Consider the following 25,954-nt stretch of genomic DNA (forward strand, 5'->3'; position numbering starts at 1 on the left):
GCTGGAAAACACCTTATGAAGTTTTCTATGAAGAAAATGTGCACTTATTTTGACAATTCAAGGCTTTAAGAAAGGATTTTCTTGGTTGCTGGCCTTGAAAACATTGAGCGATTCTATCTCATAGTCACTATCAGTATTAGTTCCCAACCCGTGATATATAAAATGCTTGCAGTTAAGAATTGTCTATACAAAATAAGAAAATTGAGCTATACTAGGAAGGAAAAGGAGGAAGATATGAAAGCAATTCTAAAAAAATTAGAGTACATCCTACTGACTCTGTTTGTCTTATTTCTCAGCCAGATACCATTTATATTTATCCGGCAAATGACTGCTTCTGAAAGGAATTTTTCAGCTGGACAGACTATCTTTGTGCTGGTGGTATATATTTTGATTATCTTTTTTGTTCTGAGAATGGCTAAGCAAGAAGAACTGCTGAGCCTTGACTTTAGCTTTTTTAAATGGTCTTCGTTTGGCTGGTTAGCTGTTTCTAATGTTGTCATGATTGGCGTCAACATGCTGGGAGCAATTATCATGCTACTAGAAGGTCAGGCTATTTCCACTGCTAATCAGGATGCCTTGAATGCATTATTTCAGCATGTACCCAAGATTTTATTAGTGGTAGGAGCCGTGATTCAGGCTCCTATTTTGGAGGAAGTGGTCTTTCGCGGCCTGATTCCTCAGAAGATTTTTACCAAGCATTATGTTTGGGGATTGGTTGTAGGAGTTATTCTTTTCGGTCTTTTTCATGGTCCGACCAATATCGGCAGTTTTGTTATATATGCAGGTATGGGTGCTGTTTTAGCCGCAGTTGCTTACATATTTAAGCGTTTGGAAATGTCTATTTTAGCGCACATGCTGAGAAATGGAGTTGCAGTACTCATTATGATACTGACAGGTTTGGTGAACAAGTAAGAAAGCAGAGAATATCTGCTTTTTTGGTCATTTGAGGCACAAATTAGGACATTTGAGGGGATTTCTACCAGCTTGCTCTTACTTCTTCTATAATGATAAGAGAAGAATGGAGAGAATATGTTGAAATTAGAAAAAATCATCCAATTGTTATTGCTGGCTATGTTGACTCAGACGGGACTGCTGCTCATGCTTCATCCAATGCCTCATCGCTTGGTCTTTAGTCAGGCTAATCTGCTTTTTATGGTGGGCTTGCTGGGGTTGCTTTTTTGTTGCGCCTTTTATTTTTCCAGAGAACTTCAGGAAATCAAAGGTTCCTTGCGTCAGTCAAGCAATTATCGACACTTGCTTTTCTTGTATTTTTTGATGATTTTGGTCAATGCTGCGGGGATTCTTCTGCTGTGTGGCAAGGAGGTGCAGTCAGGACAGGCGGTGGAGCAGATGCTGACGGAGAGTTTTCTGTCATCTTCTCTTTTGCTTCTGGGGATTGACATCGCCGTTTTATCCCCCGCGGCACCGAAATTTGTTAACAGGGACTGGTCTCTTCGCTATCGGAAGAGCTGGGGGATTGCACTAGGTTTGCTCTGCTTTTCCCTTGCGAAAAATCCTCAGGAAACTCTGTGTTTTCTGTCCTATCTGGTTTTGGGACTGGTCTTTGCCCATCTCCTCAGGCCTTATTTTCAGCGTTTGGAGCTGTCTATGCTGGCCCATATTCTCCGAAATATGATTATTCTCAGCCTTTTACCCTTTTGCTTTTAGAAAGTGTTTTGTCAAATAGAAGAATTATGGTAAAATGGTAAATGAAACAAGGGACTAGATAAGGTTTTCTTGTGAAGTCGAGTGCAGTTCATAGGACTGGATGCTGCATCTGCTGAGAGCTTTGCGGTACACTAGATGAGTGTGCCTTTTTTGTTGAAGAGCAGGGCAGCCGATAGAAATGAGATGAAAGTCAAATGGTGAATCTAAAAGCAATTGCTCCAGATGGTCGAACGGGCCTCTGTGGCATTATCAATGCGACGCCGGATTCCTTTTCAGATGGTGGGCGCTACAATACGGTTGAGACGGCATTGGCTCAGGCTAGAAAGCTGATTGCTGAGGGAGCTCACATGCTGGATATCGGTGGTGAGTCTACTCGGCCAGGCAGTCATTTTGTGGTTATTCAAGAAGAGATAGAGCGGGTCGTACCAGTCATTGAAGCTATTCGTCAGGAAAGTGATATTCTGATTTCTGTGGACACTTGGAAGTCGGAAGTGGCTGCAGCGGCATTGGCTGCGGGTGCAGATATCATTAACGATATTACCGGTCTTTTGGGTGATGAAAAGATGGCAGAGACTGCTGCGAAATATGGCGCGCCAGTCATTGTCATGTTTAATCCAGTGATGGCTCGTCCTCAACATGCCAGCTCAAAAATTTTCCCAGAATTTGGCTTTGGTTCAGCCTTCACAAAGGAAGAGTTATCTCTTTTTGCAGAGCTGCCGATTGCAGAACTAATGTGGAAGTGTTTTGAGAAATCTTTGAAGGTGGCTGAAAATGCTGGCCTTTCGCGTGATAATATCATGCTGGATCCAGGGATTGGTTTCGGTTTGACCAAGCGGGAGAATCTTCTCATTTTGCAGGAGCTGGGTAGTCTCCATCAGGCTGGTTTTCCTATTTTTCTTGGGGTTTCCCGTAAGCGGTTTCTAGTTAGTATCTTAGAAGAAAACGGCTTTGAGGTCAATCCTGATACTCAGGAAGGCTTTGAAAACCGAGATACAGCTTCAGCCTATCTGACTAGCCTTGCGGCCAGCAGAGGCGTTGAAGTTGTCAGAGTGCACGAAGTGGCTAAGCACCGGATGGCTGCTGCCGTTGGCGACGCGATTCGTCTAGCACAGCAGACAGAAGATCTCAATCTAGGTCAGTATAAGTAAGATGAAAAAACAAGAATTACCTGATTTAAGCTGGCTGGAAGCCTATCGGACAGCCAGTCCCAATTTTGGCTTGGAGCGGATGGAGCGTTTACTGGAGTTGCGGAGGAATCCGCATTTGCAGCTGCCAGTCATTCATATTGCAGGGACTAATGGCAAGGGTTCAACCATTGCCCATCTGCGCCAACTTTTGGAGGTGCGAGCCCTGCGTGTTGGCACTTTCACCTCTCCCTACCTAGTCAGCTACAATGAGCAGATTGCCATTAATGGCAATGCGATTTCCGACCAAGATCTTCAGCGATTACTGTCTCTTTACCAAGAGCTTTTGGCCCAGTATGCGGCAGACTCTAGCTTGCAGGGGGTGACTGAGTTTGAGATTGTGACTGCTCTGGCTTATGATTATTTTGCTCAGCAGCAGGTGGATGTGGCTATTGTCGAGGTCGGCATGGGTGGGCTTTTGGACAGTACCAATATCTGCCAGCCCTTGCTGACTGCAATCACAACAGTCGGTCTGGATCATGTGGCCTTGCTAGGTGACAGTCTAGAGGCTATTGCCCAGCAGAAAGCTGGCATTATCAAGCATGGAGTTCCCATTGTGACCGGTAGGTTGGAGCCAGAGGCTCTGGCAGTAGTCGAGCAAAAGGCTGCTGAAAAAGATGCTCCGCTCTTTTCTTGGTCTCAAGCTTATCAAGTGGAACCTCAAGAGTCAGAGGAGGGGGAGTGCTTTTCCTTTTCGAATGCCTATCGGGCCAAAGACTCGTATCAAACAGCTCTGATGGGATTGCATCAGGCAGATAATGCTGGACTAGCTCTGCACTTGTGTGACCTATACTGTCAGTTGCAGTCGCTGCCCTTATTGACAAAAGCAGAGGTTGAGAGGGCTTTGCTTGCTGCTGTATGGCCAGGGCGTTTGGAAAGGATATCGGATCAGCCGCTTATTCTTCTGGATGGAGCCCATAATCCCCATGCCCTGCGGTCGTTAGCAGCGACACTGGACCAGCATTATCCGACTTATAAGAAGCACATTTTATTTGCTTGTATCCAAACCAAGGCCTTGGATGATATGGTGGAGCTGCTGCAAAAGATTCCCAAAGCAGCTATAAGCTTGACAGCCTTTGCTGATCCGCGGAGTTTTTCTAAAGAGAGCATGCAATCCTTGGCTGAGCAGCAAGGGCTGTCTTACAAAGAATGGCCGGATTATTTAGCAGATTATTTAGCAGTAGAGCATGAGTCAGATGAGCTTTTGCTGATTACGGGTTCTCTTTATTTTCTAGCTCAGGTTAGAAAATCAATCCTTGAGAATCGCAAGTTAGACTTTGCTGAGCGTCCTTCTCAGTCAAGTCAGTTATCAAAAAATAAAAATGAACATAGGAGCGTATATGGACACGAAGAAAATTGAAGCAGCTGTTGCCCAGATTATTGAGGCGGTTGGAGAAGACGGAAGCCGCGAAGGTTTGCAGGAGACGCCACAGCGCATTGCTAAAATGTACCAAGAAATCTTTGCTGGGTTGGGCGAGACTGCTGAGGAGCATCTGGCCAAGTCTTTTGAAATCATTGACAATAATATGGTAGTGGAGAAGGATATTTTCTTTCATTCCATGTGTGAGCACCACTTCCTGCCATTTTACGGGAAGGTTCACATCGCCTATGTGCCTAATGGTCGGGTAGCAGGCTTGTCCAAGCTGGCTCGAACGGTAGAGGTCTATGCCAAGAAACCGCAGATTCAAGAGCGATTGACCGTAGAGATTGCTGAGGCCTTGATGGACTATCTGGGTGCTCAAGGGGCCCTGGTCTGGGTGGAAGCTGAGCATATGTGTATGAATATGCGAGGAGTCAGAAAGCCTGGCACTGCAACGGTTACTACAGCGGCGCGTGGCATTTTAGCGACGGACAAGGACCTAAAAAATGAAGCTTACAAACTGATGGGACATTGATTTTATCAGTGGTGGAGCATGTCAGGAAAGACCAAATAGTTTTATCAAGGATAAAATGCAGAAACTTGAATCAGAAAGGATAAGAGAATGGATCAGCTGCGCATTAAGGATTTGGAAGTGTATGCCTATCACGGTCTGTTTGGAGCAGAGAAGGAATTGGGCCAGCGTTTTGTGCTGGATCTGATTTTGGACTATGATATGACTCGGGCTGCCAAAACAGGCGACCTGACAGCTTCTATCCACTATGGAGACTTGGCTCATGATTTGACCCACTGGTGTCAGGAAAGCAAGGAAGACTTGATTGAGACGCTGGCTTATAAGCTGATTGATCGGATTTTTCTGACTCATCCTTTGGTGCAAAAGGTCAGCTTGGAGGTCAAGAAGCCTTGGGCACCGGTGCCGCTGCCTTTAGAGACCTGCTCAGTTAAGTTAGTGCGTCAAAAGCGGAAGGCTTTTATCGCTCTGGGAAGCAATCAAGGCAACCCAGCTGCCAATCTGGATGCAGCTCTGGAAAAAATGGCAGAGCAAAATATAAGAATTTTGCAGGCATCAAGCCGTATCGAGACAGAGCCTTGGGGTGGCATTGAGCAGGATCCGTTTCTCAATCAAGTTGTTGAAGTTGAGACTTGGCTCAATCCTGAGGAGTTAATGCAGACGCTCTTAGCTATCGAAGCGGATATAGGGCGCGTGCGGGAAATCAAATGGGGTCCGCGTGTGATTGACCTGGATATTCTTTACATAGGACAGGAAGAGCTATACAGTCCGGACTTGATTGTTCCTCATCCTTATGTGGCTGAGCGAGCTTTTGTCTTGCAATCTCTGGTGGAAATCGCGCCACACTTTGTCGATCCCGTGCAGAAAAAAAGCATCCACCAGCTCTGGGATGCGGTTGAAAAATGAGAAAAGAAACTTGTCGCAAGGCAAGTTTTTTTATTGTCTGAACTTTCTCTGAACTTGCCCCTGTATACTAAAGAAAAATCAAAAGGAGTTCAGTATGGAACATATAGTGAAAATAGAAGGAGTCTGCAAAAAGCATGGCAGCAAGCAGATTTTAGAAGATATTTCTTTTACAGCTAGAAGCGGGCGGATTACAGCCTTTCTGGGCCCAAATGGTGCTGGTAAAAGCTCGACCTTGAGGATTCTCTTGGGGTTAGATCGGGCGACAGCAGGGACGGCGACTTTTGATGGGCAAACCTATCAGTCAATGACCTATCCGCTCAGAACGGTAGGTGCAGCCTTTGACGGCATTGGCGGTCTGCCAAATCGAAAGGTTTATGACCACCTGAGAATTATTGCGGCGAGTAATGCTATTCCCAAGTCTCGGATCGATGAGGTTTTGGAGATGACTGGAATCGCTCATAAGAGGAAGGACCTCTTGTCAAGCCTGTCTTTGGGAGAAGGTCAGCGGTTAGGTTTGGCCGCAGCTTTGCTGGGTGATCCTCAGTTTCTTATATTAGATGAGCCGACTAATGGCCTGGATCCAAGTGGGATTAAGTGGTTTAGAACGTTCATCCGTCAGCAGGCTGATTTAGGGAAAACGGTACTTCTATCTTCTCATATCCTATCAGAGGTGCAAATGGTGACAGATGATGTAGTCTTGATTCATCATGGGCGAATTATTGAGCAGGGACGATTGGAAGAGGTGCTGCAAGATTCAGACAGTCTAGAAGATCTCTTCTTTGATTTGACAGAGGAGGTTTAAGATGAAAGAAACGATGTCTTTATTGCATTCAGAATGGTTGAAAATTCGCTCAACCAAGGCTTTCAAAGTGAGTATGGCCTTCATGCTGCTATTGGTGCCTGCCGTATCCTGGCTAGAGGGCCGACAGTATTTATCTGTCGGCTTGGATGCCACGCCTGAGACGGTTCCCGGCCTGGCAGAAGCCATTGACCCGTTGGAATATCTAGGTCTCAATGGGGCTTCTATGGCAAGCATGGTTTTGGTCATCTTAGCTGGAATTTTGGGAGCTATGGAATTTCAGTCTCATAGCTTGAGAACCAGTCTTTTGACCTGTAATAACCGCCTGAAGTTGCTTGTGGGGAAACTCATGACCTTTGCTTGCTTTTCTCTTGCCAGTAGCTTTTTATCAATCTACTTTAGTTATATGGTCATGCATCTGGCTTTAGGAAAGGAAGGGCTTGATCCGATTCTGCTCAATCAGGCAGCTTGGAGTTTGATTTTGTGGAAAACCTTATCTCTAACCTTATTAGGAATCCTTTCATTTTTATTAGGTTTATTGGCTCGGACCATGATAGTTCCTCTGCTATTTCTCGTACCCCAGATCTATAATCTGGGAAACTACCTGGCAGCTCACACGAGCTGGGGAGCTTATTTACCACAGCCAGCAGGAGAGTTGTTTGCTGCAACGCCAACTTCCCAATATGCCAACAATCCCTTGCAAGGACTGTTGATACTTGGTGCATGGTTACTAGTCATCGGCGGTATGACCTCTCTGTGCTTTTTGAAGACGGATTTAGGAGGACGATACTGATGATAAAAGCTCTACTTAGAAGCGAATGGATTAAGTTCCGTTCTTACTATCTCGCTCTTGGTGCAGCCTTGGTGGCTCTGGTAATCGTTCCATTTTTTCTAATGAATCTTGACTACAGTCAAACAGCAGTTGGCCAGACGAAGGCTCTGAGCGAGGCTTTGCATGCCCTCTATCTGGCGCAGCCTGTCATCGTCATCTTTACTTCCCTCTATTTTGCCCAGGAGTTTGTCAAGTCTGGGATGCGAACGAATTTTCTAACCGTATCAAATAGAAAGGCTTGGTTAGCTGGGAAAATCCTTTTTCTGGCCATGCTGCTCCTGATCCTCTACAGTATCATGATAGGCAGCTGTTTCCTTGTTATGCTGGCTCGTTTTGACCTAGACTTTAGCTGGTCCTTACTGGGGAAATTCCTTTATTACAGCTTTTTTGGTCTTCTCAGCAATCTTTTTCTGGCTTTTTTAACTGCCGGCCTCGCTTTGCTATTTCAATCTTGGGTTGTGCCGGTGTCGGTGCTCTTTCCTCTCTTGATTGGTCTTAGCCGTTTATTGGCAACTTTTATCAAAGAAGCAAAATACCTGCCCGATCTGGCTACCCTAAATCTCTTTGAGTATGAAGGGCTTCAGCATTCAATAGATTTATCAGGTCTGGGGATACAGCTGTTCTGGCTAGCTTTGGTTTGGAGCTCTGCTATATTCTTAAGCTTGAAACGAGATGTTCGCTAGAGGTATGCTATAATGGAAATTATGAGACAGTATCGTATTTTGGTGGTTGATGACGACCGGAGCATTTTGAAGCTGGTGAAAAATGTCCTAGAGCTCGATGCTTATGATGTGACGACGCTTGACCGGATAGAAGAGCTGGAGCTGACGCATTTTGTCGGATATGACTTGATTCTGCTGGATGTGATGATGGAGCCTGTTAATGGTTTTGAGCTGTGTTCCTACATTCGTCCTCATCTTTCGTGTCCAATCATCTTTCTGACGGCCAAGGAGTTGGAGGCGGACAAGGTGGAAGGGCTCTTTCGCGGAGCAGATGACTATATTGTCAAACCTTTTGGGACCAAAGAATTGCTGGCGCGTGTCAGAGCTCATCTTCGGCGGGAGGAAAGACGTGAGGAGCGATATTCTGAAATTGCTTCTTGTCAATTTTATCCTGAGCGTTATGAAGTTGCTTATTTTGGTAAAGTCTTGAAATTTTCAGAGCGAGAGTTTAAGTTACTGCATTTACTTGCTAGCAATCCCAAGCAGACCTTTTCAGCTGAACGCCTGCATACCTTGCTTTACCCAGAAAGCTCAGAAACACAGCTTCGCTCCATCTCAGAATACGTATATCAGATTCGCCAAAAATGCAAACAAGAAGGGCTGCAAGCAATCGCAACAGTGAGAGGAGTAGGCTATAGATGGCAATTAGAACTCGAAATTTTCAAAGCCTAGTCTGGACAACCAGCTTGAAAATCGTCTTTTTTCATGTTTTGATTTTTGTGCTTATAGGCTATGAATTTACGCAAGGAAGTGATCATGTTCTTTTTACCTTGTTCTTTTGGGCAGGGAGCTTGCTACTGATTACTTTTTATCATATTTTGAAATTGCTCCGAAAAATCGACAGGGAAATAAAAATGCTAACGAGCAAGAAGCTTTTAGAAGAAAATCAAAGCCAGCTTTTTCGGATCGAGGAAATGCTCGAAGTCTATAGCGATTTACGGAGCAGCCACCAAGAAAATGCTCGTCTTCTAGAAAGAGAGCAGCAGCATAATCAGGAGTTGATTTTACAGCTATCAGCGACATCGCACGATTTGAAGACGCCCCTAACTGTGATTAAGGGGAATGCTGAGCTCTTGGAATTGGCGCAGTTGGGCCAGCCACAGGCAGACTATGCTGCTGAGATTTTGCAGGCCAGTCACAAGATGGAAGAGTATTGTGGCTCTTTGATTGATTACGCTAAGACTTTTCAGATTGATTCTAATCAGTTCAGTCAGCTTTCCTTAGGGGACTTTTTGGCTTATCTCCAGGACGATTGGGCACTGTTCAGCAAACAGGAAAGATATCGTTTTTATCTCCAAGAAGATTGTGATCTTAGTCTGATTTTGTCAATTCATTTGGACTATCTCAAACGAGCTTTGCTCAATATTTTACTGAATGCGCTTGAACATGCTGACCAGAACCAAAAGGAAGTCAAGCTGACGGTATCAGTGCAGCAGGACCAGTTGGTTTTTTCTATCTGGAACAACGGCCCTGCATTTTCAGAGGAGATGCTGCTAGGAGCGGAACAGCTCTTTTATCAGAGTGACCAAAGCCGCAATTCAGCTAATCCCCATCATGGTATCGGCTTAGCCTTTTCTAAGCAGGTAGCTCTCTTGCACGGTGGTCGTCTGACCCTGCTCAATCCAGACCAAGGAGGAGCCTGTGTCAAGTTGACTGTAGCTTTAAAAGGCAAATAACAAAGGAAATCAATAAAGATGATAAAAGAGAGTGGGACAGAAATCGGTAATTCGTTAGAATTCGATTTCGTCGTCCCACCTCCGCACAGTTGAGTAGGGCTGTAAAAGCTGATGAAATCAGCGTAGTAGAGCCCACTCAACCACTGCGTCTTGCTCGACGATCCAAAGACAATTGAGAGGCTAGGACTTTTGTCCCAGCCTCTTTTTTGCCGCTTTCTTCTTGACAAAAGATGTAAAGGAGACTATACTATATTTGAAAAGTAAAGTTTGTTTTACATTGTGGAAAGGAGGCAGCCTTGGAAAATCGAATTCAAGAATTACGAAAAAGAAAAAAGCTCAGCCAGGAGGAGCTGGCTGAGAAGCTAGAGGTCACGAGACAAACGATTATTTCTTTAGAAAAAGGCCGCTACAATGCCTCGCTGCTTTTGGCTCATAAAATTGCATCCTTTTTCAATTTAAGGATTGAAGAAGTGTTTCTCTTTGAGGAGGATAAATCATGAAATTGACTTATTTGTGTAAATGGATATTGGCTATTTTGGTGGTGGTTGGCTTATCTTATCTCCATTTTCAAGCCAATTTTATCCCTAAGGAAATCCTGCCTTTTGTGGGAGTTATATTGATTGTGGTGATGTTGAAAATTTTTCAAGCGTATGAAAAATAGGAGGTTGACATGGAAACACTAACGAAACAAGAATTTAGGAAAAAACTTCAAAGGAAAGTTATCGTGGGGCGTATCTTAATCTTTATCATCTTAGTAGGACTGGCCTGGAGCCACTTTCATTCTCTGGATGATCAGCAGGAAGGAGTCATGGTCGGCATACTGCTGGGGCTTTCTTTGATGACCATTCGGTATAATCTGGCCCTAAGACGGGAGGAAAATTTTGAGAAGCTCTACATTCAGGTGACTGACGAGCGCAATCGCATGATTGACGAAAAGACCCGCACTTTGCTTTTTAATATCCTTTTGCTGCTGGCAGCGTGCTTGAGCGTTTTGTCTATGGTTTTCCCAATCATTTTAAGTCTCAATCAGTTTCTGACCTTGGCCATTATCCTGGTTTTGGGACTTTACTATCTCTTGCGTTTTCTCCTGTCTAAGCGTTATTAACAAAAAAAGCTGGCAGAGCCAGCTATCTCAACAAGCTTATAATAGAGCTTGTTTTTTCTACTATTTCAAACCAAGGAATGGTTCATTTAAATCAATCAGTACCTCTCCCATATAATCTGGGAAACTAGTCATCATAGCCTTTTTATATTGACTGAAGGTCTCTACTTTGCCTAAGGTTTCCTGCGCTAAGTTTAGGTAATCTGTCATGTGTATAAAAACGTCCTTATTTGTTGGTAAACCATGACCTGGTAATATGAGATTCCAGTCGCGACCATTTAAGTTAGCTAAAACTTCCTTCCAATTTTCTAACTCTTGTTGAGCAACAAAGAGATGAATGCCGTTGTAAACAATATCCTGCGTGATAATGACCCCCTGCTCTACCAATTCTAAAGTCGTGATGAAGCTGCTTTCAGTATCTGCTACTTTTGCAACACGGATGGTTACACCATCAACCTCAAAATCTCCCTCATCTAGAATCAAGTTTGGAAGAACAGCTTCTTCTTGAGTTGGGACTAGATCACCCAAGGCTTGTCTGTTACGCTCAATTGATTCTGCACCGATTTCATCTAGCTCACTTATCACTTCTTTGATAGCGTAGATTTTTTCACCTTCAAATACAGAGGTACCAAACCAGTGGTCAGGGTGACTGTGTGAGATGATGACTTTTGCAATCGGCTTGTTCAAACGATCGATAAAGGCTTTCACTTCCTTAGCGTATGGTAAGAGCATTTGAGTATCAACTACGATTAAATGATTTTCTGTTTCAATAATATGTGTGTTGACCAGAGCGCCGTCTTCTGGCGCGGTATAGGTATGGGTAGTAACTTTATCAAATTTTCTGCTTGTCATTGTCATATAAATGATCTCCTTTAATTTTTCTTGCTTTTTTCAAGCTATGGGTATATAATATCATCGATAGTTACTTTTGAAAAGTATGCACCTTAAAGTACCCTAGTAACCAAAAAGTTACTATTGTTTGTTTTCAAAGAAAGTTCAACGATATTTTAAAAAATAGGAGAAGACATGACTAGTAAAAAACTACCAAAAGATTTACCAGCTTGCCCAATAGAAACAACCTTGCTCCTTATTAGTAGCAAATGGAATATTCTTATCCTGCGTGATTTAATGGAGGGAACGAAGCGCTTTGGAGAATTGCAACAATCAATTGGTCTCATCAGTCAAAAAGTCTTAACAGCTAGCTTGCGAGACCTAGAAAATAAGGCTATTGTTGACCGAAAGGTCTACGCAGAGGTACCTCCTCGTGTTGAATACTCTCTGACTGAATTGGGTCGTTCCTTAAAGCCAATCCTAGATTCAATGTGGGATTGGGGGAGTTGGTATCAAGAACAACAATCGTAATCAGAAAAACCTTAGACGTGAGTGCTATCGTCTAAGGTTTTTATATTGTATTGCCCTCAAAAAGTGAGTTTTTGTGTTTAAGTTTTGGGGTGCAGTTCAATTTCTGTATTAGAGTTGTTTTTATTTTCTATAGAGTCGATCATACTGGTAAACGGGGTCCATGGTAACGTGGATGCCTAGCTTGCGCAGGACGTTTTTGTCTTCATCAGTCAGAGTGACGGTGGAGTGGGCCTCGCTGCCCTTGAGATTGCCGAGTTGTTGCATAGCATTTGCCGCATCTTGATTTTCCATGGCTGTGATTGCCAGAGCCATCAAGATTTCGTTTGAGTGGAGGCGAGGATTACGGCTGCCCAGATGATTGATTTTCAGGCCTTGGATTGGTTTGACATACTCAGGCTCAATCAGCTTGGTCTCTTTGGCAATATTGGCTAATTTCTTAATGGCATTAATCAATACAGCTGCCGTAGGACCAAAGAGTTCAGAGGTCTTACCAGTTACGATTTCACCGTTTGGCAATTCCAAGGCCAGAGCTGGCTCACCAGTGCTTTCAGCCTTAGCACGCGCAGCAACTGTTACCTTACGGTCCAGTGGTGTGATGCCCAAGTCGTTCATCAAGAGTTCGATTTTCTTGACAGCAGATTCAGAAACGCGCTCCGCCTTGAAGTCCAGAATAGTCTGGTAGTAGCGACGGATGATTTCCTGTTGAGATGCCTCAATAGCTGCATCATTATCTACAATGGCAAAGCCGACCATGTTGACGCCCATATCCGTTGGGGATGCATAAGGTGATTTTCCAAGGATACGTTCTAGCATACGCTTTAGGACTGGGAAAATTTCAATATCACGGTTGTAGTTGACTGTAGTCTTGCCATAAGTCTGCAGATGGAAAGGATCAATCATATTAACATCGTCGAGGTCTGCTGTCGCTGCCTCATAGGCTAGATTGACTGGATGGTGCAGGGGCAGATTCCAAACTGGGAAGGTTTCAAACTTGGCGTAGCCTGATTTGATGCCATTGATTTGGTCGTGGTACATGTTGGACAAGCAAGTAGCTAACTTCCCAGAACCAGGACCAGGTGCGGTAACAACGACTAGATTACGGCTGGTTTTGATGTAGTCGTTTTTCCCCATACCTCCAGGTGAGATGATATGGTCCATGTCGGTCGGATAGCCCTTGATTGGGTAGTGGATGTAGGAGGCGATGCCATTCTTTTCCAGCTGGCTGCGGAAGAGGTCAGCTGCTGGCTGGCCGGAATACTGGGTGATGACCACGGAGCCCACATAAATATCCAGCTCGTTAAAGGTATCGATTAGTCGTAGCACTTCCTGGTCGTAGGAAATGCCCAAATCACCACGCGCCTTTGAGTGCTCAATATTATTGGCATTGATAGCAATGACAATCTCTACTTGGTCCTTGAGCTCTTTGAGCAATCTGATTTTATTGTCCGGCTCATAGCCTGGCAGGACACGGGCAGCATGGAAGTCTTCCAGCATTTTACCGCCGAATTCCATGTAAAGTTTGCCCTCAAATTGATTAATGCGCTCCAAGATATGGTCGCGCTGCAGGTTTAAGTATTTCTCAGAATCAAAAGCAATTTTTTTCATGTATATTTTCACCTCTGCTAAGCATTATAACAAAATTTTCTTTAAATTGGAAAGTTGAAAGGGAAAGTATCAGACAAAAGAGATAGCAGCCCGAATGAAGAACGGACTGCCTTTTGAAATTAATAGTTGGTAATCGTGTCCACCGTTGAGCGATCCAGCTTTTTGACCAAAGCTTGCAGAAAAGCTTGGGCTTGCAAGAAATCGTCCATAGCATAGAGAGTTTGGTGGGAATGAATGTAACGAGCGCAGACACCGATTGTAGTAGAGGGCACGCCGCCGCTTTGGAGATGGGCAGCACCAGCATCCGTTCCGCCCTTGCCGCAGTAGTATTGATACTTGATACCAGCTTCCTCTGCGGTTGTCAAGAGGAAGTCCTTCATAGCTGGCAGCATGAGATGACCAGGATCAAAGAAGCGAATCAACGTTCCATCGCCAATGGCCCCTTGACCGCCGTAGATGTCGCCCGCTGGGGAGCAGTCCACAGCTAGGAAGACTTCAGGGGCAAATTTTGTCGTAGAAGCATGGGCACCACGAAGGCCAACCTCTTCTTGAACATTGGCGCCGATATAGAGTTGGCTGCCTAGTTTTCGACCAGACAAGGCTTGAGCTAATTCGCTGACCATAAGGACGCCGTAGCGGTTATCCCAGGCTTTGGAGATGATATTTTTACCGTTAGCTGTGAGAATAGCAGAGCTGTCTGGTACGATCGTGTCTCCTGGACGGATGCCATAGCTCTCAGCTTCGGCCTTGTCCGCAAAGCCACCGTCAAAGACAATATCTGCAATTTGTGGCATAACTGGTCCGCCAGATCCGCGCGTTAGATGAGGAGGAACTGAACCTGAGATAAGAGGAATTTTCCGACCTTCACGGGTGAAGAGTTTGAAGCGTTGGCTGCTAACGACCAGAGGGTTCCAGCCACCGATTTCCACCACGCGGAAGGTCCCGTCAGATTTGATCTCGCTGACCATAAAGCCAACCTCGTCCATGTGAGCCGCTACCAACACACGGGGAGCATTTTCAGCTTCTGCATGGCGTACCCCAAAGATACCGCCCAGGCCGTCGGTGACAACCTCATCGACATGGGGAGTTATTTTTTCCCGCAGGTAGCTGCGAACAGGTGCCTCGTGACCTGAAATAGCAGAAAGCTCTGTTACTTCCTTGATTTTTGAAAATAATGTTGTCATAAACTTACCTTCTTTCTGCCCCCTATTTTATCACTTTTTGCGGTAAATGAGTAGGGAAATCTTATAGCTTATATGAATCAAGAGGGCTGCCCACACAAGAATCCAGCTTCTCCCAGGAAAATCTGGAATATTGTTTGTCGCCTCTGCTCTTTTGTGTTAAAATATTCTACATGAAAGCTAAAAAAATCATTTTAACCACAACCGCCCTTTTGGGGGCTGGAGCGCTGGCTTTTGGGGCAGCCAAAGTCGTACAGGAACAGAAAAGACTGCGTAATCGGGAGGAAATCGTTGAGCTTGTGCGAGATTTCTTTTCCAGTCAGGGTAGTATTTCCTGTCTCTATGTCAAGCTCTACGAGTCCACAGATGACCGCTTGGTTGGTGGTCTGACCCTGGAAGACGACCGTCATTTCACCTTTGTCTATGAAAATGGCCAACTAAGCTACGAGGAAGAAGCATGATTTTTCCTGTAAATATAGAGGAATTGGCTTCTTATGTCAGTGATGGGGAGAAGACTGTCTTCTTTTTCACGGCTGACTGGTGCGGAGATTGCCGATTTATCCAACCTTTTCTGCCAGAGATAGAAGCGGAAAATCCTGACTATCGCTTTATCCAAGTGGATCGTGATACCTATCTGGAACTGGCCAAGGAGTGGGACATTTATGGGATTCCCAGCTTAGTAGTGCTGGAAAAGGGACAGGAGATTGGCCGTCTGGTCAATCGTGATCGCAAGACCAAGGGACAACTCAATGAATTTTTAGCTAGTATAAGAGAAAAAGGGAGCGTAAAATGATTTTTACCTATAATAAAGAATATGTCGGTGATGTGCTGATGATTATTGCTGCGGACAATCAAGGAGCTAAACTGGCGGCTGAGCGCAAGGGACGGATAGCGCGTGTTTACCGCCAAGACAATGGCCAGACAGTAGCTTGGAATATTTTTGAGCAGTCAGACCTTTTTGAAATTGCAGAGCGCGGACAGGTCTTTTTGACAGATGAGCAAGTGGCCATTCTCAATCAGGAGTTGAGCAAGGCAGGCTTCCCAGCGGACTTGGTTAATGACAATCAGCCGAAGTTTGTGGTTGGAGAAATCGTTGATATGGTAGCTCATCCAGATAGTGACCACCTGAATATCTGCCAAGTGCGGGTAGCTGCTGATAAGACTGTTCAAATCGTGGCCGGTGCTCCTAATGCCAAAGTCGGCCTCAAAACGATTGTGGCTCTGCCAGGTGCCATGATGCCTAAAGGAAATTTGATTTTTCCTGGAGAATTTCGAGGCGAAAAGAGTTTTGGTATGATGTGCAGCCCACGGGAACTTCAGTTGCCTAATGCGCCTCAAAAACGCGGCATCATTGAATTAGCCGATAGCGAACTAGTTGGAACTGCCTTTGACCCAGCTAAACACTGGACTGCCTAGGAAGTTGTCAGTATCTGATACACCAGATAGGAGGGAATAAGGTGGCGAAAAATGTTGTGATTACAGGAGCGACATCAGGAATTGGTGAAGCGATTGCGCGTGCTTATATGGAAATGGGTGAGAATGTCGTTCTAACAGGGAGACGGACAGACAGACTAGAAGCCCTCAAGTCGGAGTTTGCAGAAACTTTTCCAAATCAAACGGTTTGGACTTTCCCACTGGATGTGACGGATATGGCCATGGTGAAGACCGTCTGTTCCGATATTCTAGAAACGATTGCTCAGATAGATATCTTGGTCAATAACGCTGGACTGGCTTTAGGACTAGCTCCTTATCAGGACTATGATGAGTTGGATATGCTGACTATGCTAGATACCAATGTCAAGGGTTTGATGGCGGTTACTCGCTGTTTCTTGCCTTCCATGGTAGCAGTCAATCAAGGTCATATTATCAATATGGGATCAACAGCAGGAATCTACGCCTATGCGGGTGCAGCGGTCTATTCAGCCACCAAGGCTGCCGTCAAGACTTTTTCAGATGGGCTTCGAATCGATACCATCGCAACAGACATCAAGGTGACAACCATTCAACCGGGGATTGTTGAAACAGATTTTTCTGCAGTACGTTTTCATGGTGACAAAGAGCGGGCTGCGACGGTTTATCAGGGAATCGAAGCCTTGCAAGCTCAAGATATCGCAGATGCAGTGGTCTATGTGACCGGTCAACCTCCTCGTGTGCAGATTACAGATATGACCATTATGGCCAATCAACAGGCGACAGGATTTATGGTTCATAAAAAGTAAAAAATTTTCATCGAAAAGTTACAAATTTCTGTAACTTTTTTTGATTTCCTGCGAATAAATAGATAGGAGGAAAGAATATGTATAATAAAGTAATTGTAATCGGCCGGCTGACGGCTACGCCTGAACTTCACAAGACTGCGAATGAAAAATCTGTGGCCCGCGCAACGGTCGCGGTTAATCGCCCTTATAAATCTCAGAACGGTGAGCGTGAGGCGGATTTTGTAAATGTGGTTGTCTGGGGGCGCCTAGCTGAGACTTTAGCCAGCTATGCAAGTAAGGGCAGCTTGATTTCTCTGGATGGTGAGTTGCGGACTCGTCGCTATGAAAAGGAGGGGGCCACTCATTATGTGACAGAGGTGCTTTGTCATAGCTTCCAGCTGCTGGAAAGTCGGGCTCAGCGCGCTCTGCGTGAAAATAACAGCGGAGCTGATTTGGCAGATTTAGTATTGGAAGAAGAGGAACTTCCCTTTTAAGCAAGAAGCAAAGACTGGGAAATGACCTTGCTCTAAAAAATCATCATTCAGTTTTGCAGGATGCAAGATCTGTTTGACTGAATTCTATTTCTCTCAAGCTTTTAAAAGTTTAATTATGATTGTCGAGGTGGGACCAAGAATCAAAAATCATGGATTTTTTAGATTCTGTCTTGCCTCTTTTATTATAACCATTTCTGGAAAGATTTTGCTTTTTGGCGGCTTTGTAATATAATAATCCTATATGTTTCATAAAGGTGCTTACGGCATGGGGGGTGAAAAATGATATCAGCTAAAGTCAAAAAACGGATACAGCATTATCAGAAAAAGGCTCTCTGGCCGCTTTTCATTCTGCTTATCTTGGGTTTGCTTTTTGTTTATTTCAAGGGCGTTTTGCCAGATGAGAAGCAGGTCAAGATTGGGGTGACTTACATGACCATGAACAATGACTTTTACAAGACCTTAAATGCGGAGCTGGAGAAGAAAACCAACCAGCAGGGCAGCAGACTCTACGTTCGGGATCCTGAGCTAGATGAGGGCAAGCAGAGCCAGCAGATTGACTTTTTTGTCCGAGAAAAGGTTGATGTCATTGTCATCAATCCGGTAAAAAGCAATAGTCCAAGTATTATTTCCTCTCTTCAAAAGGCCAAGAAAGCTGGGATTAAAATCATCGTAGTGGATGCGCCTATCAGTCAGGATGTAAAAGTGGATACGACCATTGTGTCTGATAACTACCAAGCAGGCGTCCTGATTGCCCAGGACATGATGAAGCGTCGGCCTTCTGCCAATATTCTCCTTCTAGAGCACCGTAATGCCGTCTCTGCCATGGACCGGATTCAGGGATTTATTGATACGATTGAAAAACAGCCCGGCTACAAGATTATTTCCCAGAAAGAAACACTAGGCCAGACCGAGGAAACCATGCCACAGGTCAAAGGGGCTCTAGACGAAGGTTTGGACTTTAATGTGGTTATGGCGCTCAATGATCGGGCAGCCATCGGGGCCTTGGCTGCTATTAAAAATCAAGGTCTTGATAAGAAAATCTCAATCTATGGCGTGGATGGTTCACCAGATATCAAAAACTTTCTGGCTACGACTAGCGACATAGAGGGGACCGTGGCCCAATCGCCCATTCAGATGGGACGCAAGGTGGCGCAGGTAATTGAGCTGATGCAAGAGGGGAAATCCTACGACAGCCAATACCTGATTCCCGTTCACTTAGTCAACAGGGATAATATCAGTCAATACACAGTTACAGGGTGGCAATAATGAGACCTCAAAAAAGTATATTTTACAGCAAAATAGCCTTGATGGTCATCAATCTGGTTGCCATTGTCTATAATGCGTCCATCTATCTCTTTGCGACCAACTATGTAGCAGCTAAGGGCTTCAGTCACTCGCTTTTGGAGCGTTTGGATGCTATTCCGGGCTCTCCCAGCTTGATTTTCTGGGTATCAATTAGCCTCTATGCCTGTCTGCTTTTGGTCATGTACTACCGGGAGCGCCACCCCAATCAGCTGTCCGTCTATGACAAGGCGACTATTATTGAAATCCTGCTCATGCTGGTCATCTTTTCCGTCTTGCACTCGTCCTACAATGGCTTGATTCTCTTGGTGTTTGCGGATATTTTCTATGGCTCTAAGGAGTTCAATTCTTCCAAGGACAAGAAGTACTGGTTTTCTTTCATTATTTTGAGCTTTGGCATGCTACTCTTGTCCAACTATGACCTCATGTCGCTCTTTATCAAGTTGCCTTCGCTGGATACCTATATTCGGTTTTACCCAGAGTCCGTCCGGTTGTTGCTGCTTTTTGGCAAGAACTTTCTCTACTCCCTCAATATCGTTGTCTTTATGATTTCCTTGCTCTTCTACATCTTGTCGGCTATTACAGAGCGTCATCGGATTGAGGAAGAGCTGCGCATGGCTTCTCAGGCCAATCGCGAGTTGAACTCTTATCTGGCCTTGTCCGAAAAAATAGCAGAAGATCGAGAGCGGAAGCGGATTGCCAGAGAAATTCATGATACATTGGGCCATGCCCTAACGGGAATTTCAGCGGGTATTGATGCGGTCAAGGTCTTGGTTGATATTGATACCAATCGGGCTAAGGAGCAGCTCAATAATGTCTCTGTCGTCGTTCGAGATGGTATCCGTGATGTCCGCGGCTCGCTCAATAAGATGCGACCGGGAGCTCTGGAAAATAACACTTTGAAGGAAGCTCTGATTAAGATTATCCGTGAGTATGAAGCCATCTCTAATTTGGAGATTCATCTCCGCTACGAATGGGATAATATTGACTTGGATATCGCCAAGGAAGACATTGTCTTTCGGGTGATTCAGGAGTCTATTACCAACTCTGTCCGCCATGGGCATGCCAAGACTATCTGGATTGAGTTACTGGAGGAAGAGTCCTATGTAACGACCATTCAGGATGATGGTGTTGGTTTTGATGAACTCCACTATGGCTATGGCCTCAAGCAGATGCAGGAGCGCCTAATGATTATTGGCGGAAGCGTCCGTTTTGAAAATCGGGACGGTTTCTACACGCATATCGAAATCCCAAAAATAGGAGGAAGACATGATTAAGGTTTTAATAGCAGATGATCAGGCCTTGATTCGCGAGTCTCTGCAAATCATCTTGTCAGCCCACGCTGATATTGAGGTTGTCGGGACAGTTGGAGACGGCAAGGAAGTGCTGGAAAAGCTTCATCGGGTGCGCCCAGATGTGATTCTGATGGATATTCGCATGCCAGTCATGGACGGTGTTCTCTGTACCAAGGCTGTCAAGGAGCAGTATCCAGATGTTAAGATTATCATTCTGACGACCTTTGACGACGATGAATTTATCTTCTCCGCTCTTAAATACGGTGCGTCTGGTTATATTCTCAAAGGAGTTTCGACAGAAGAGCTTCACGAAGCCATTCAGACAGTCTATCGAGGCGGAGCTATGATCAATCCCAATATTGCCACCAAGGTCTTCAAAATCTTTTCACAGATGGCCCAGTCCAACTTTGCTATCACGGTGACGGAGGAAAATATAGAGGACATGAGCCGGACGGAGTGGAAGATTATCCAGCAGATTGGCTTTGGGATTTCTAATAAAGAAATTGCTGCCAAGCTCTTTCTGTCAGAAGGGACAGTCCGAAATTACCTGTCAGGCATCCTAGCCAAGCTAAACTTGCGCGACCGAACCCAGCTGGCTATCTGGGCTGTGCAGACCGGAGTCACCCAGAGAGATTTTAGTAAGGAAAGCGACAAATGAAGTGGAGACTGAGACATTTGGCCCTACTGGTTGTCCTGATTATATCTGTTGCTTTGGCTTTTGTCTTTTGGGCTTCAGCTCAGGAAAAAGTCCTTCGTATCGGTGTCTATGCTGGCTCTAGCTGGGATGTGCCTAACAGCCGTGAAAACAAGGTCTTGGACAGCCTGATTAAAAAATTTGAAAAGACGCATCCTCATGTCAAGGTCGTCTACGAAAGCGGTATTCCCAAGGATGATTACGCTGACTGGCTGGCAGAGCAAGTCTTGAAAGGCGAACAGCCAGATCTCTTTACGGTACCGGAAAACGACTTTAGCATGTTGGCTTCGACTGGCGCGCTCAAATCCTTGGATACCCTTTTAACGGATGATGAACGAAAGGCTTTTTATCCGGTGGCTTATGAAGCTGGGCGATATCAGGGAGTCAGCTATGCTCTTCCAGTTGAGAGCAATCCTATCATGATGTGTGTCAATAAAGACCTGCTTGAAAAAGAAGGGATTAGCATTCCTGAGTCAGGTTGGACCCTGGCGGATTTCTATGCGATTTGCAAGAAAGTAACCAAGGATACCAATGGCGATGGTGTGGTGGATCAGTACGGTATTACGGATTACACTTGGCAGCAGGCTCTGGTAGCTTATGGCGGCCACCTTATCGATAAATCCGGTATCAATGTAGACAGTTCAGAGATGCACCAAGCCTTGGCCTTTATGAGCAAGCTAGACATGCTCAGCCAGCATTATAAGGTGACTTCTAATGACTTTGATGAGGGGCGGGTGGCCTTCTATCCTATGAGTCTGGCTCAGTATCGGACCTACAAGCCCTACCCATACCATGTTGCCAAGTATTCTAGCTTTTCTTGGACCTGTATCCCGATGCCGACAGCCAATAGCCAGGTGATGGGAACACAGGTTAAGACTTCGCTCTTTGCCATGTCTTCCAATACCAAGCAAGAGAAGCTGGCTTGGGAATTTATGCTCTTGCTGTCACAGGACAAAGAAAGCCAGCAGGCCTTGTTTGAAAAATCGCAGGGAACCTCAGTTTTACCATCTGTGGTGAAAAGTCAACAGGCTAGAGAAATCTTACAGGCTGATGATTTTGGCTTGGATTCCTTGACTTCTGAGAGGCTAGACCACATGATGAATCGCTCTATCATTGACATCAGTCTAGAAGTAGACCGTCATACGATGGACCGGATGGACTATCTGATTCAAAATGCTATGCAGAATCAAGAGATTGACAGTGCCTTGCCGAGCATTCAAAGAGAAATAGAAAGCGGAAAATAATCTGCTTTCTTTTTTATTGCTAATTAAGCCAGAAAAAGCACAGCTGACTAGACCAATATGACAAATGTCATATTTTTCCTAACAAATGTCATCTGGGCAAAGTGACATTTGACAATATGAAACCGGTTCCATATTCTGTACAATAAAATCATCAATAAATCCTTCGTCATCTAAAGCCTGACTTGGCTAAGAAGTTGAAGGATAAAGGAGGCAGGAAAGATGAAATACCTTGTACTGGTCAGCCATGGGGGACTGGCTGCAGGCGTGCAGAGTTCCTTGAAGATGTTTGCCGGAGACAAGACGGATCAGGTGATTGCGGTCGGTCTTCAGGAAGGCAAGTCAGTTGATGATTTTGCAGTTGATTTTACTCAGGCCTTGTCTGGCTTAAGCGCTGATGACAGTGTCTTAGTTCTGGCTGATATTGTAGGAGGCAGTCCTCTGACGACAGCAGCTAGCGTCTTAGCTGACATGGGTAAGCTCGACTCAGCAGTTATCTTGGGAGGTTTGAACCTAACCATGGGACTGACTGGCTTGGTTATGAAAGACATCCTAGATGGAAAAGATCTGGCTCAGGCTATCCTTTCCGAGGCCACAGCTGCTTTGCAGGAATTTGAAGTCATAAGCGATGCAGCTGACGAAGATGAAGACGACATTTAGTGCTTCCGCCATACATTATAAAAGATAAAAGGAGATTTTAAAGATGACAGTATCATTTGTACGGATTGACGACCGCATGATCCACGGTCAAACAGTCACTCGCTGGGCTAAGGAATACCCTTGTGATGGCTTGATTGCAGTTAATAATGCTGCAGCAGGAAACAAGGTTTTGATTCAGGCCTACAAGGGAGCTTCTGACAAGAAGACTTTTGTTTGGACCAAGGAAGCCTTCAAGGAAAAATCAGGTAAGGTTACAGAGTCAGACAGCCGCTATTTCCTCATTACGAAAAATCCTGTAGACATGAAGGAAATCCTAGTGGACCAAGGTTTTGTACCTGGGGATGTTAAGGAAATCATCATCGGTCCTGCTAATGACCGTCCGGGAGCTGTTAAACTGGGCAACAACCAGTCCATCACTCAGGAAGAAGCAGAAGCGATTGAGGCGATCGAAAAAGCTGGCTACAAAGTCAAATTCCAGCTCTTACCAGATGTTTCCATCGGTTACTGGAGCGATTTCAAGTCTAAATTTGGTTTTTAATTACAATAATGAAAAGGAGAGTCTATTATGACAATTTCTTGGCTGCAAGCCGCTTTACTGGGTCTTTTTGCTAGTTTAGCTTCTATGCCTGGTATGGGTGGTTCTAGTATTGGTAACTACACTCTGGGACGTCCTCTGGTCGGAGGTTTGATTAGCGGGTTGATTCTTGGAGATTTAAAAACAGGGATTATGGTTGGGGTAGCCCTTCAGGTCCTCTATATCGCTCTGGTAACACCAGGTGGTACAGTTTCCGCTGACGTGCGGGCGATCTCTTACATTGGGATTCCTCTCGCAATCTTGTTTGTTCACTCTAAAGGAATCACGTCTGAATCTGCTATCGCTGCAGCAGCTGCACCAATCGGAGCAGCAGTTGGTACTATCGGTACAGTTCTCTTCTATGGAACAGCAACTACAAACTTGCTTTGGCAGCACATTGGCTGGAAAGCTGTTGAAAAAGGCGAATTCAAAAAGCTTTACGCTGTTGACTGGGTCTATCCTTGGATTTCCCACTTTGTCTTCTCTTTCCTTCCAACTATGATCATCACGAAGTTTGGTCCCAATATGGTTGAACTGATGAAGACCCACCTGCCAATGGATGGCTTCATCATGAAATCCCTCTTTACAGTCGGAGCTCTTCTCCCATGTGTCGGTATTGCCATTCTTTTGAAACAAATCGTTACGAAAGCTGCTGACTTTATCCCATTCTTTGTGGGCTTCACCTTGGCTAAGTCACTTGGTCTTAATTTGGTTGCCAGTGCAGTTGTTTCATTGATTTTTGCAGTAATTTACTATGAATTGGAAGTAATCAAATCAGCTCGTGTAACCGCGCCAGCTGGTGGGGCTGACTTTGATGACGATGAGGAGGATATCTAAGATGGCTGAAAGAAAGAAAATAACTAAACAGACTTTAGCGAAATCATTCCACCATTGGTACTATGGTCATTTGACTTGCTTCTCTCAAGAGCACATGCAGACTTTCGGCTACTTGACCTCTATGCTGCCAATCGTGGAAGAACTCTACAAAGACAAAGCAGAGCAGAAAGAAGCTATGCAGACCTACACGGCTTTCTTCAATACAGAACCTCAGCTTGGAGCTTTGGTAGTGGGGATTACAGCTGGTTTGGAAGAAGCACGTGCCAATGGTGACGCTGTTGATGGCGAAACTATCAATGGTATGCGTGCCGGTCTCATGGGACCTATCGCAGGTATCGGTGACTCTTTGGCGGTTGGAACTTTGATTCCAGTTCTACTGGGGATTGCCCTTGGCCTCTCGAAAGGTGGAAATCCTATTGGGGCTCTCTTCTACATCCTTGTCTGGAATGTTCTCATCTATGGCGGTATGCGCTTTGCCTACTTCAAAGGCTATGAATTAGGAGACAAGGCGGTTGAATTCCTTGTAGGACCTAAAGGACAGGCCCTTCGTAAGGCAATCAGTGTCATTGGTGGTATGGTTATCGGGGCAGTTGCTGCAACTTGGGTATCTGTAACGACTTCATTAGAGCTGAAAAATGCTGATGGCGAAGCCTTCCTGAAGCTGCAAGAAAAAATTGACGGTGTTTATCCAGGTCTCTTAACAGCTGGCTTTATCACCCTTTGCTGGTGGCTGATGGCCAAGAAAAAAATATCACCAAACCTCGTTATGCTCCTCTTGGTTGTCATTGCTTTGATTGGTGTAGCTCTTGGCATCTTTGACCCTCAACTGAAATACTAATCCTCGCTCAATTTTAGGCTAGCAGTAAGTCCGATGTGCTGCTAGTCTAATACAAATTTTTTTGAGCAGAGTAAAAGAAAGAACGGAGAAGATCATGACAGAACAAGAATTGATTCAAGGCTATGAAACAGAAATTCACTACCAGAAGCATATGATTGAAAATCTAGGACGCTGGTTCAGTCTCTTCTTTGCCATTGCCAGCATGGGTCTTGTTCTGATTTATCTCTTTCATGAGACCAATCTCCTAGCGCTGATTGCAGGAATCGTCCTAGCTCTACTGGGTATTTTAGCCATGCTTTTGTTTGGCTATGGTATCTATAGAGGACGCCTAAATCTGCAAAAAGTGATTGATGATTTTGAAGCAAAACTAAAACTTGCAAGATAGACATTCCCCCTAAAGACAAGTCTGAGAGGATTTTAGCTCGGACTTGTTTTTTTCTTTGACTTTAGGAGGCAGTGAAGAAAAAAATAAAATTTTTCTTTCATCTAGCCGGTTTTTTTCTTGACTATTTCTGACCAAGTGATAAAATAATAACTATAGATTAGCACTCGATAGTTTAGAGTGCTAAAAATTCAATATTTGGAGGAAAACCATGTTAAAACCATTAGGAGACCGTGTGGTCTTGAAAGTAGAAGAAAAAGAGCAGAAAGTTGGCGGATTTGTCATTGCAGGCAACGGCCAAGCAGCGACTAAGACAGCAGAAGTTGTCGCAGTCGGTCAAGGCATTCGTACTTTGAACGGTGAGCTGGTAGCCCTGAGCGTTAAGGAAGGGGACAAGGTTCTCGTAGAAAATCACGCTGGTGTGGAAGTCAAGGACGGAGATGAAGCTTATCTCTTAGTCAGTGAAGCCAATATTCTAGCAGTTGTCGAGTAAGATTAGAAGAGAGGAATAAT

Annotated in this window: 33 protein-coding genes; 30 read left to right on the forward strand and 3 right to left on the reverse strand. The window is 44.8% G+C overall.

Going from position 1 to position 25,954, the window contains the following annotated elements; genetic code table 11:
- Positions 1–162: 162 nt before the first annotated feature.
- From RG608_RS01480 to RG608_RS01545, 14 genes are all read left to right on the forward strand, one after another.
- Complete coding sequence (locus RG608_RS01480; protein ID WP_268687065.1) at positions 163–912, forward strand: CPBP family intramembrane glutamic endopeptidase; 750 nt, start codon at positions 163–165, stop codon at positions 910–912.
- 117 nt (positions 913–1,029) lie between these two features.
- Complete coding sequence (locus tag RG608_RS01485; RefSeq protein ID WP_268687064.1) at positions 1,030–1,668, forward strand: type II CAAX prenyl endopeptidase Rce1 family protein; 639 nt, start codon at positions 1,030–1,032, stop codon at positions 1,666–1,668.
- Positions 1,669–1,862: 194 nt separating this feature from the next.
- On the forward strand, positions 1,863–2,816 hold the full coding sequence (folP, locus tag RG608_RS01490) for a dihydropteroate synthase (protein WP_268687063.1): 954 nt from the start codon (positions 1,863–1,865) through the stop codon (positions 2,814–2,816).
- Between the two features lies 1 nt (position 2,817).
- Entirely contained in the window at positions 2,818–4,212 is a 1,395-nt protein-coding gene (locus tag RG608_RS01495; RefSeq protein ID WP_268687062.1) for a folylpolyglutamate synthase/dihydrofolate synthase family protein, read from the forward strand.
- Positions 4,193–4,747: a GTP cyclohydrolase I FolE gene (gene folE, locus RG608_RS01500; RefSeq protein ID WP_002903492.1), complete on the forward strand. Its 555-nt coding sequence runs from the start codon at positions 4,193–4,195 to the stop codon at positions 4,745–4,747. Before RG608_RS01495 ends, folE begins: the two co-directional genes overlap by 20 nt.
- Before the next feature lie 87 nt (positions 4,748–4,834).
- Positions 4,835–5,647 (forward strand): 2-amino-4-hydroxy-6-hydroxymethyldihydropteridine diphosphokinase, encoded by an 813-nt coding sequence (folK, locus tag RG608_RS01505; protein WP_268687061.1) that lies wholly within the window; start codon positions 4,835–4,837, stop codon positions 5,645–5,647.
- A 94-nt stretch (positions 5,648–5,741) separates the two neighbouring features.
- On the forward strand, positions 5,742–6,449 hold the full coding sequence (locus tag RG608_RS01510; protein ID WP_268687060.1) for an ABC transporter ATP-binding protein: 708 nt from the start codon (positions 5,742–5,744) through the stop codon (positions 6,447–6,449).
- A 1-nt stretch (position 6,450) separates the two neighbouring features.
- Positions 6,451–7,239 (forward strand): lantibiotic ABC transporter permease, encoded by a 789-nt coding sequence (locus RG608_RS01515; protein ID WP_268687059.1) that lies wholly within the window; start codon positions 6,451–6,453, stop codon positions 7,237–7,239.
- On the forward strand, positions 7,239–7,961 hold the full coding sequence (locus tag RG608_RS01520; RefSeq protein ID WP_268687058.1) for a lantibiotic ABC transporter permease: 723 nt from the start codon (positions 7,239–7,241) through the stop codon (positions 7,959–7,961). Before RG608_RS01515 ends, RG608_RS01520 begins: the two co-directional genes overlap by 1 nt.
- 12 nt (positions 7,962–7,973) lie before the next feature.
- Positions 7,974–8,672, forward strand: coding sequence for a response regulator transcription factor (locus tag RG608_RS01525; RefSeq protein WP_268687057.1), 699 nt, complete (start codon positions 7,974–7,976; stop codon positions 8,670–8,672).
- Positions 8,639–9,676, forward strand: coding sequence for a sensor histidine kinase KdpD (locus RG608_RS01530; RefSeq protein WP_268687056.1), 1,038 nt, complete (start codon positions 8,639–8,641; stop codon positions 9,674–9,676). Before RG608_RS01525 ends, RG608_RS01530 begins: the two co-directional genes overlap by 34 nt.
- 296 nt (positions 9,677–9,972) lie before the next feature.
- Complete coding sequence (locus tag RG608_RS01535) at positions 9,973–10,176, forward strand: helix-turn-helix transcriptional regulator (RefSeq protein WP_002907433.1); 204 nt, start codon at positions 9,973–9,975, stop codon at positions 10,174–10,176.
- Positions 10,173–10,337 carry a hypothetical protein gene (locus RG608_RS01540; RefSeq protein WP_268687055.1) on the forward strand — a complete coding sequence of 55 codons (165 nt, stop codon included), beginning with the start codon at positions 10,173–10,175 and terminating at the stop codon, positions 10,335–10,337. Before RG608_RS01535 ends, RG608_RS01540 begins: the two co-directional genes overlap by 4 nt.
- Before the next feature lie 9 nt (positions 10,338–10,346).
- Positions 10,347–10,781, forward strand: coding sequence for a hypothetical protein (locus RG608_RS01545; protein ID WP_268687054.1), 435 nt, complete (start codon positions 10,347–10,349; stop codon positions 10,779–10,781).
- 60 nt (positions 10,782–10,841) lie between these two features.
- Here RG608_RS01545 and RG608_RS01550 read toward each other — a convergent pair whose 3' ends face one another.
- Entirely contained in the window at positions 10,842–11,636 is a 795-nt protein-coding gene (locus tag RG608_RS01550) for an MBL fold metallo-hydrolase (RefSeq protein ID WP_268687053.1), read from the reverse strand.
- Between the two features lie 168 nt (positions 11,637–11,804).
- Between RG608_RS01550 and RG608_RS01555 the strand changes: the two genes are divergently transcribed.
- Positions 11,805–12,140, forward strand: coding sequence for a helix-turn-helix domain-containing protein (locus RG608_RS01555; protein ID WP_268687052.1), 336 nt, complete (start codon positions 11,805–11,807; stop codon positions 12,138–12,140).
- Positions 12,141–12,260: 120 nt separating this feature from the next.
- Here the strand turns inward: RG608_RS01555 and RG608_RS01560 are convergent, their stop codons facing one another.
- Positions 12,261–13,745, reverse strand: coding sequence for a DUF1846 domain-containing protein (locus RG608_RS01560; protein WP_268687051.1), 1,485 nt, complete (start codon positions 13,743–13,745; stop codon positions 12,261–12,263).
- Between the two features lie 119 nt (positions 13,746–13,864).
- A complete protein-coding gene (pepA, locus tag RG608_RS01565; protein WP_268687050.1) occupies positions 13,865–14,929 on the reverse strand; it encodes a glutamyl aminopeptidase in 1,065 nt (354 codons plus the stop codon).
- A gap of 170 nt (positions 14,930–15,099) precedes the next feature.
- Here pepA and RG608_RS01570 point away from each other — a divergent pair, with 170 nt between their 5' ends.
- From RG608_RS01570 to groES, 15 genes are all read left to right on the forward strand, one after another.
- The gene (locus RG608_RS01570) at positions 15,100–15,387 is read left to right on the forward strand and encodes a DUF4651 domain-containing protein (protein WP_125355540.1); all 288 of its coding nucleotides are present in this window, start codon (positions 15,100–15,102) and stop codon (positions 15,385–15,387) included.
- The gene (locus RG608_RS01575; protein ID WP_125355542.1) at positions 15,384–15,719 is read left to right on the forward strand and encodes a thioredoxin family protein; all 336 of its coding nucleotides are present in this window, start codon (positions 15,384–15,386) and stop codon (positions 15,717–15,719) included. The genes RG608_RS01570 and RG608_RS01575 overlap by 4 nt, the downstream gene beginning before the upstream one ends.
- Positions 15,716–16,342 carry a YtpR family tRNA-binding protein gene (gene ytpR, locus RG608_RS01580; protein ID WP_268687049.1) on the forward strand — a complete coding sequence of 209 codons (627 nt, stop codon included), beginning with the start codon at positions 15,716–15,718 and terminating at the stop codon, positions 16,340–16,342. Before RG608_RS01575 ends, ytpR begins: the two co-directional genes overlap by 4 nt.
- 41 nt (positions 16,343–16,383) lie before the next feature.
- Entirely contained in the window at positions 16,384–17,145 is a 762-nt protein-coding gene (locus tag RG608_RS01585) for an SDR family NAD(P)-dependent oxidoreductase (RefSeq protein WP_002928958.1), read from the forward strand.
- Between the two features lie 77 nt (positions 17,146–17,222).
- Complete coding sequence (locus RG608_RS01590) at positions 17,223–17,618, forward strand: single-stranded DNA-binding protein (protein ID WP_125434493.1); 396 nt, start codon at positions 17,223–17,225, stop codon at positions 17,616–17,618.
- 279 nt (positions 17,619–17,897) lie between these two features.
- Positions 17,898–18,884 carry a substrate-binding domain-containing protein gene (locus RG608_RS01595; protein WP_268687048.1) on the forward strand — a complete coding sequence of 329 codons (987 nt, stop codon included), beginning with the start codon at positions 17,898–17,900 and terminating at the stop codon, positions 18,882–18,884.
- Positions 18,884–20,197 (forward strand): sensor histidine kinase, encoded by a 1,314-nt coding sequence (locus tag RG608_RS01600; protein ID WP_308946462.1) that lies wholly within the window; start codon positions 18,884–18,886, stop codon positions 20,195–20,197. The genes RG608_RS01595 and RG608_RS01600 overlap by 1 nt, the downstream gene beginning before the upstream one ends.
- The gene (locus tag RG608_RS01605) at positions 20,190–20,873 is read left to right on the forward strand and encodes a response regulator transcription factor (RefSeq protein ID WP_002896732.1); all 684 of its coding nucleotides are present in this window, start codon (positions 20,190–20,192) and stop codon (positions 20,871–20,873) included. The genes RG608_RS01600 and RG608_RS01605 overlap by 8 nt, the downstream gene beginning before the upstream one ends.
- Entirely contained in the window at positions 20,870–22,153 is a 1,284-nt protein-coding gene (locus RG608_RS01610; protein ID WP_268687047.1) for an ABC transporter substrate-binding protein, read from the forward strand. The genes RG608_RS01605 and RG608_RS01610 overlap by 4 nt, the downstream gene beginning before the upstream one ends.
- A 219-nt stretch (positions 22,154–22,372) precedes the next feature.
- Positions 22,373–22,810: a PTS sugar transporter subunit IIA gene (locus tag RG608_RS01615; protein WP_125331856.1), complete on the forward strand. Its 438-nt coding sequence runs from the start codon at positions 22,373–22,375 to the stop codon at positions 22,808–22,810.
- A gap of 43 nt (positions 22,811–22,853) precedes the next feature.
- Positions 22,854–23,348, forward strand: a complete 495-nt coding sequence (locus tag RG608_RS01620) for a PTS sugar transporter subunit IIB (RefSeq protein ID WP_126435978.1) — start codon at positions 22,854–22,856, stop codon at positions 23,346–23,348.
- Positions 23,349–23,375: 27 nt separating this feature from the next.
- On the forward strand, positions 23,376–24,221 hold the full coding sequence (locus RG608_RS01625; protein WP_002896728.1) for a PTS sugar transporter subunit IIC: 846 nt from the start codon (positions 23,376–23,378) through the stop codon (positions 24,219–24,221).
- Positions 24,205–25,059, forward strand: coding sequence for a PTS system mannose/fructose/sorbose family transporter subunit IID (locus tag RG608_RS01630; RefSeq protein WP_308946504.1), 855 nt, complete (start codon positions 24,205–24,207; stop codon positions 25,057–25,059). The genes RG608_RS01625 and RG608_RS01630 overlap by 17 nt, the downstream gene beginning before the upstream one ends.
- Positions 25,060–25,153: 94 nt before the next feature.
- The gene (locus RG608_RS01635; RefSeq protein ID WP_268687046.1) at positions 25,154–25,444 is read left to right on the forward strand and encodes a DUF202 domain-containing protein; all 291 of its coding nucleotides are present in this window, start codon (positions 25,154–25,156) and stop codon (positions 25,442–25,444) included.
- A gap of 208 nt (positions 25,445–25,652) precedes the next feature.
- Positions 25,653–25,934: a co-chaperone GroES gene (gene groES, locus RG608_RS01640; protein WP_002898579.1), complete on the forward strand. Its 282-nt coding sequence runs from the start codon at positions 25,653–25,655 to the stop codon at positions 25,932–25,934.
- Positions 25,935–25,954 lie beyond the last annotated feature (20 nt).

This window comes from Streptococcus sp. IsoGale022, assembly GCF_031142805.1.
Taxonomy (GTDB): Bacteria; Bacillota; Bacilli; order Lactobacillales; family Streptococcaceae; genus Streptococcus; species Streptococcus sanguinis_A.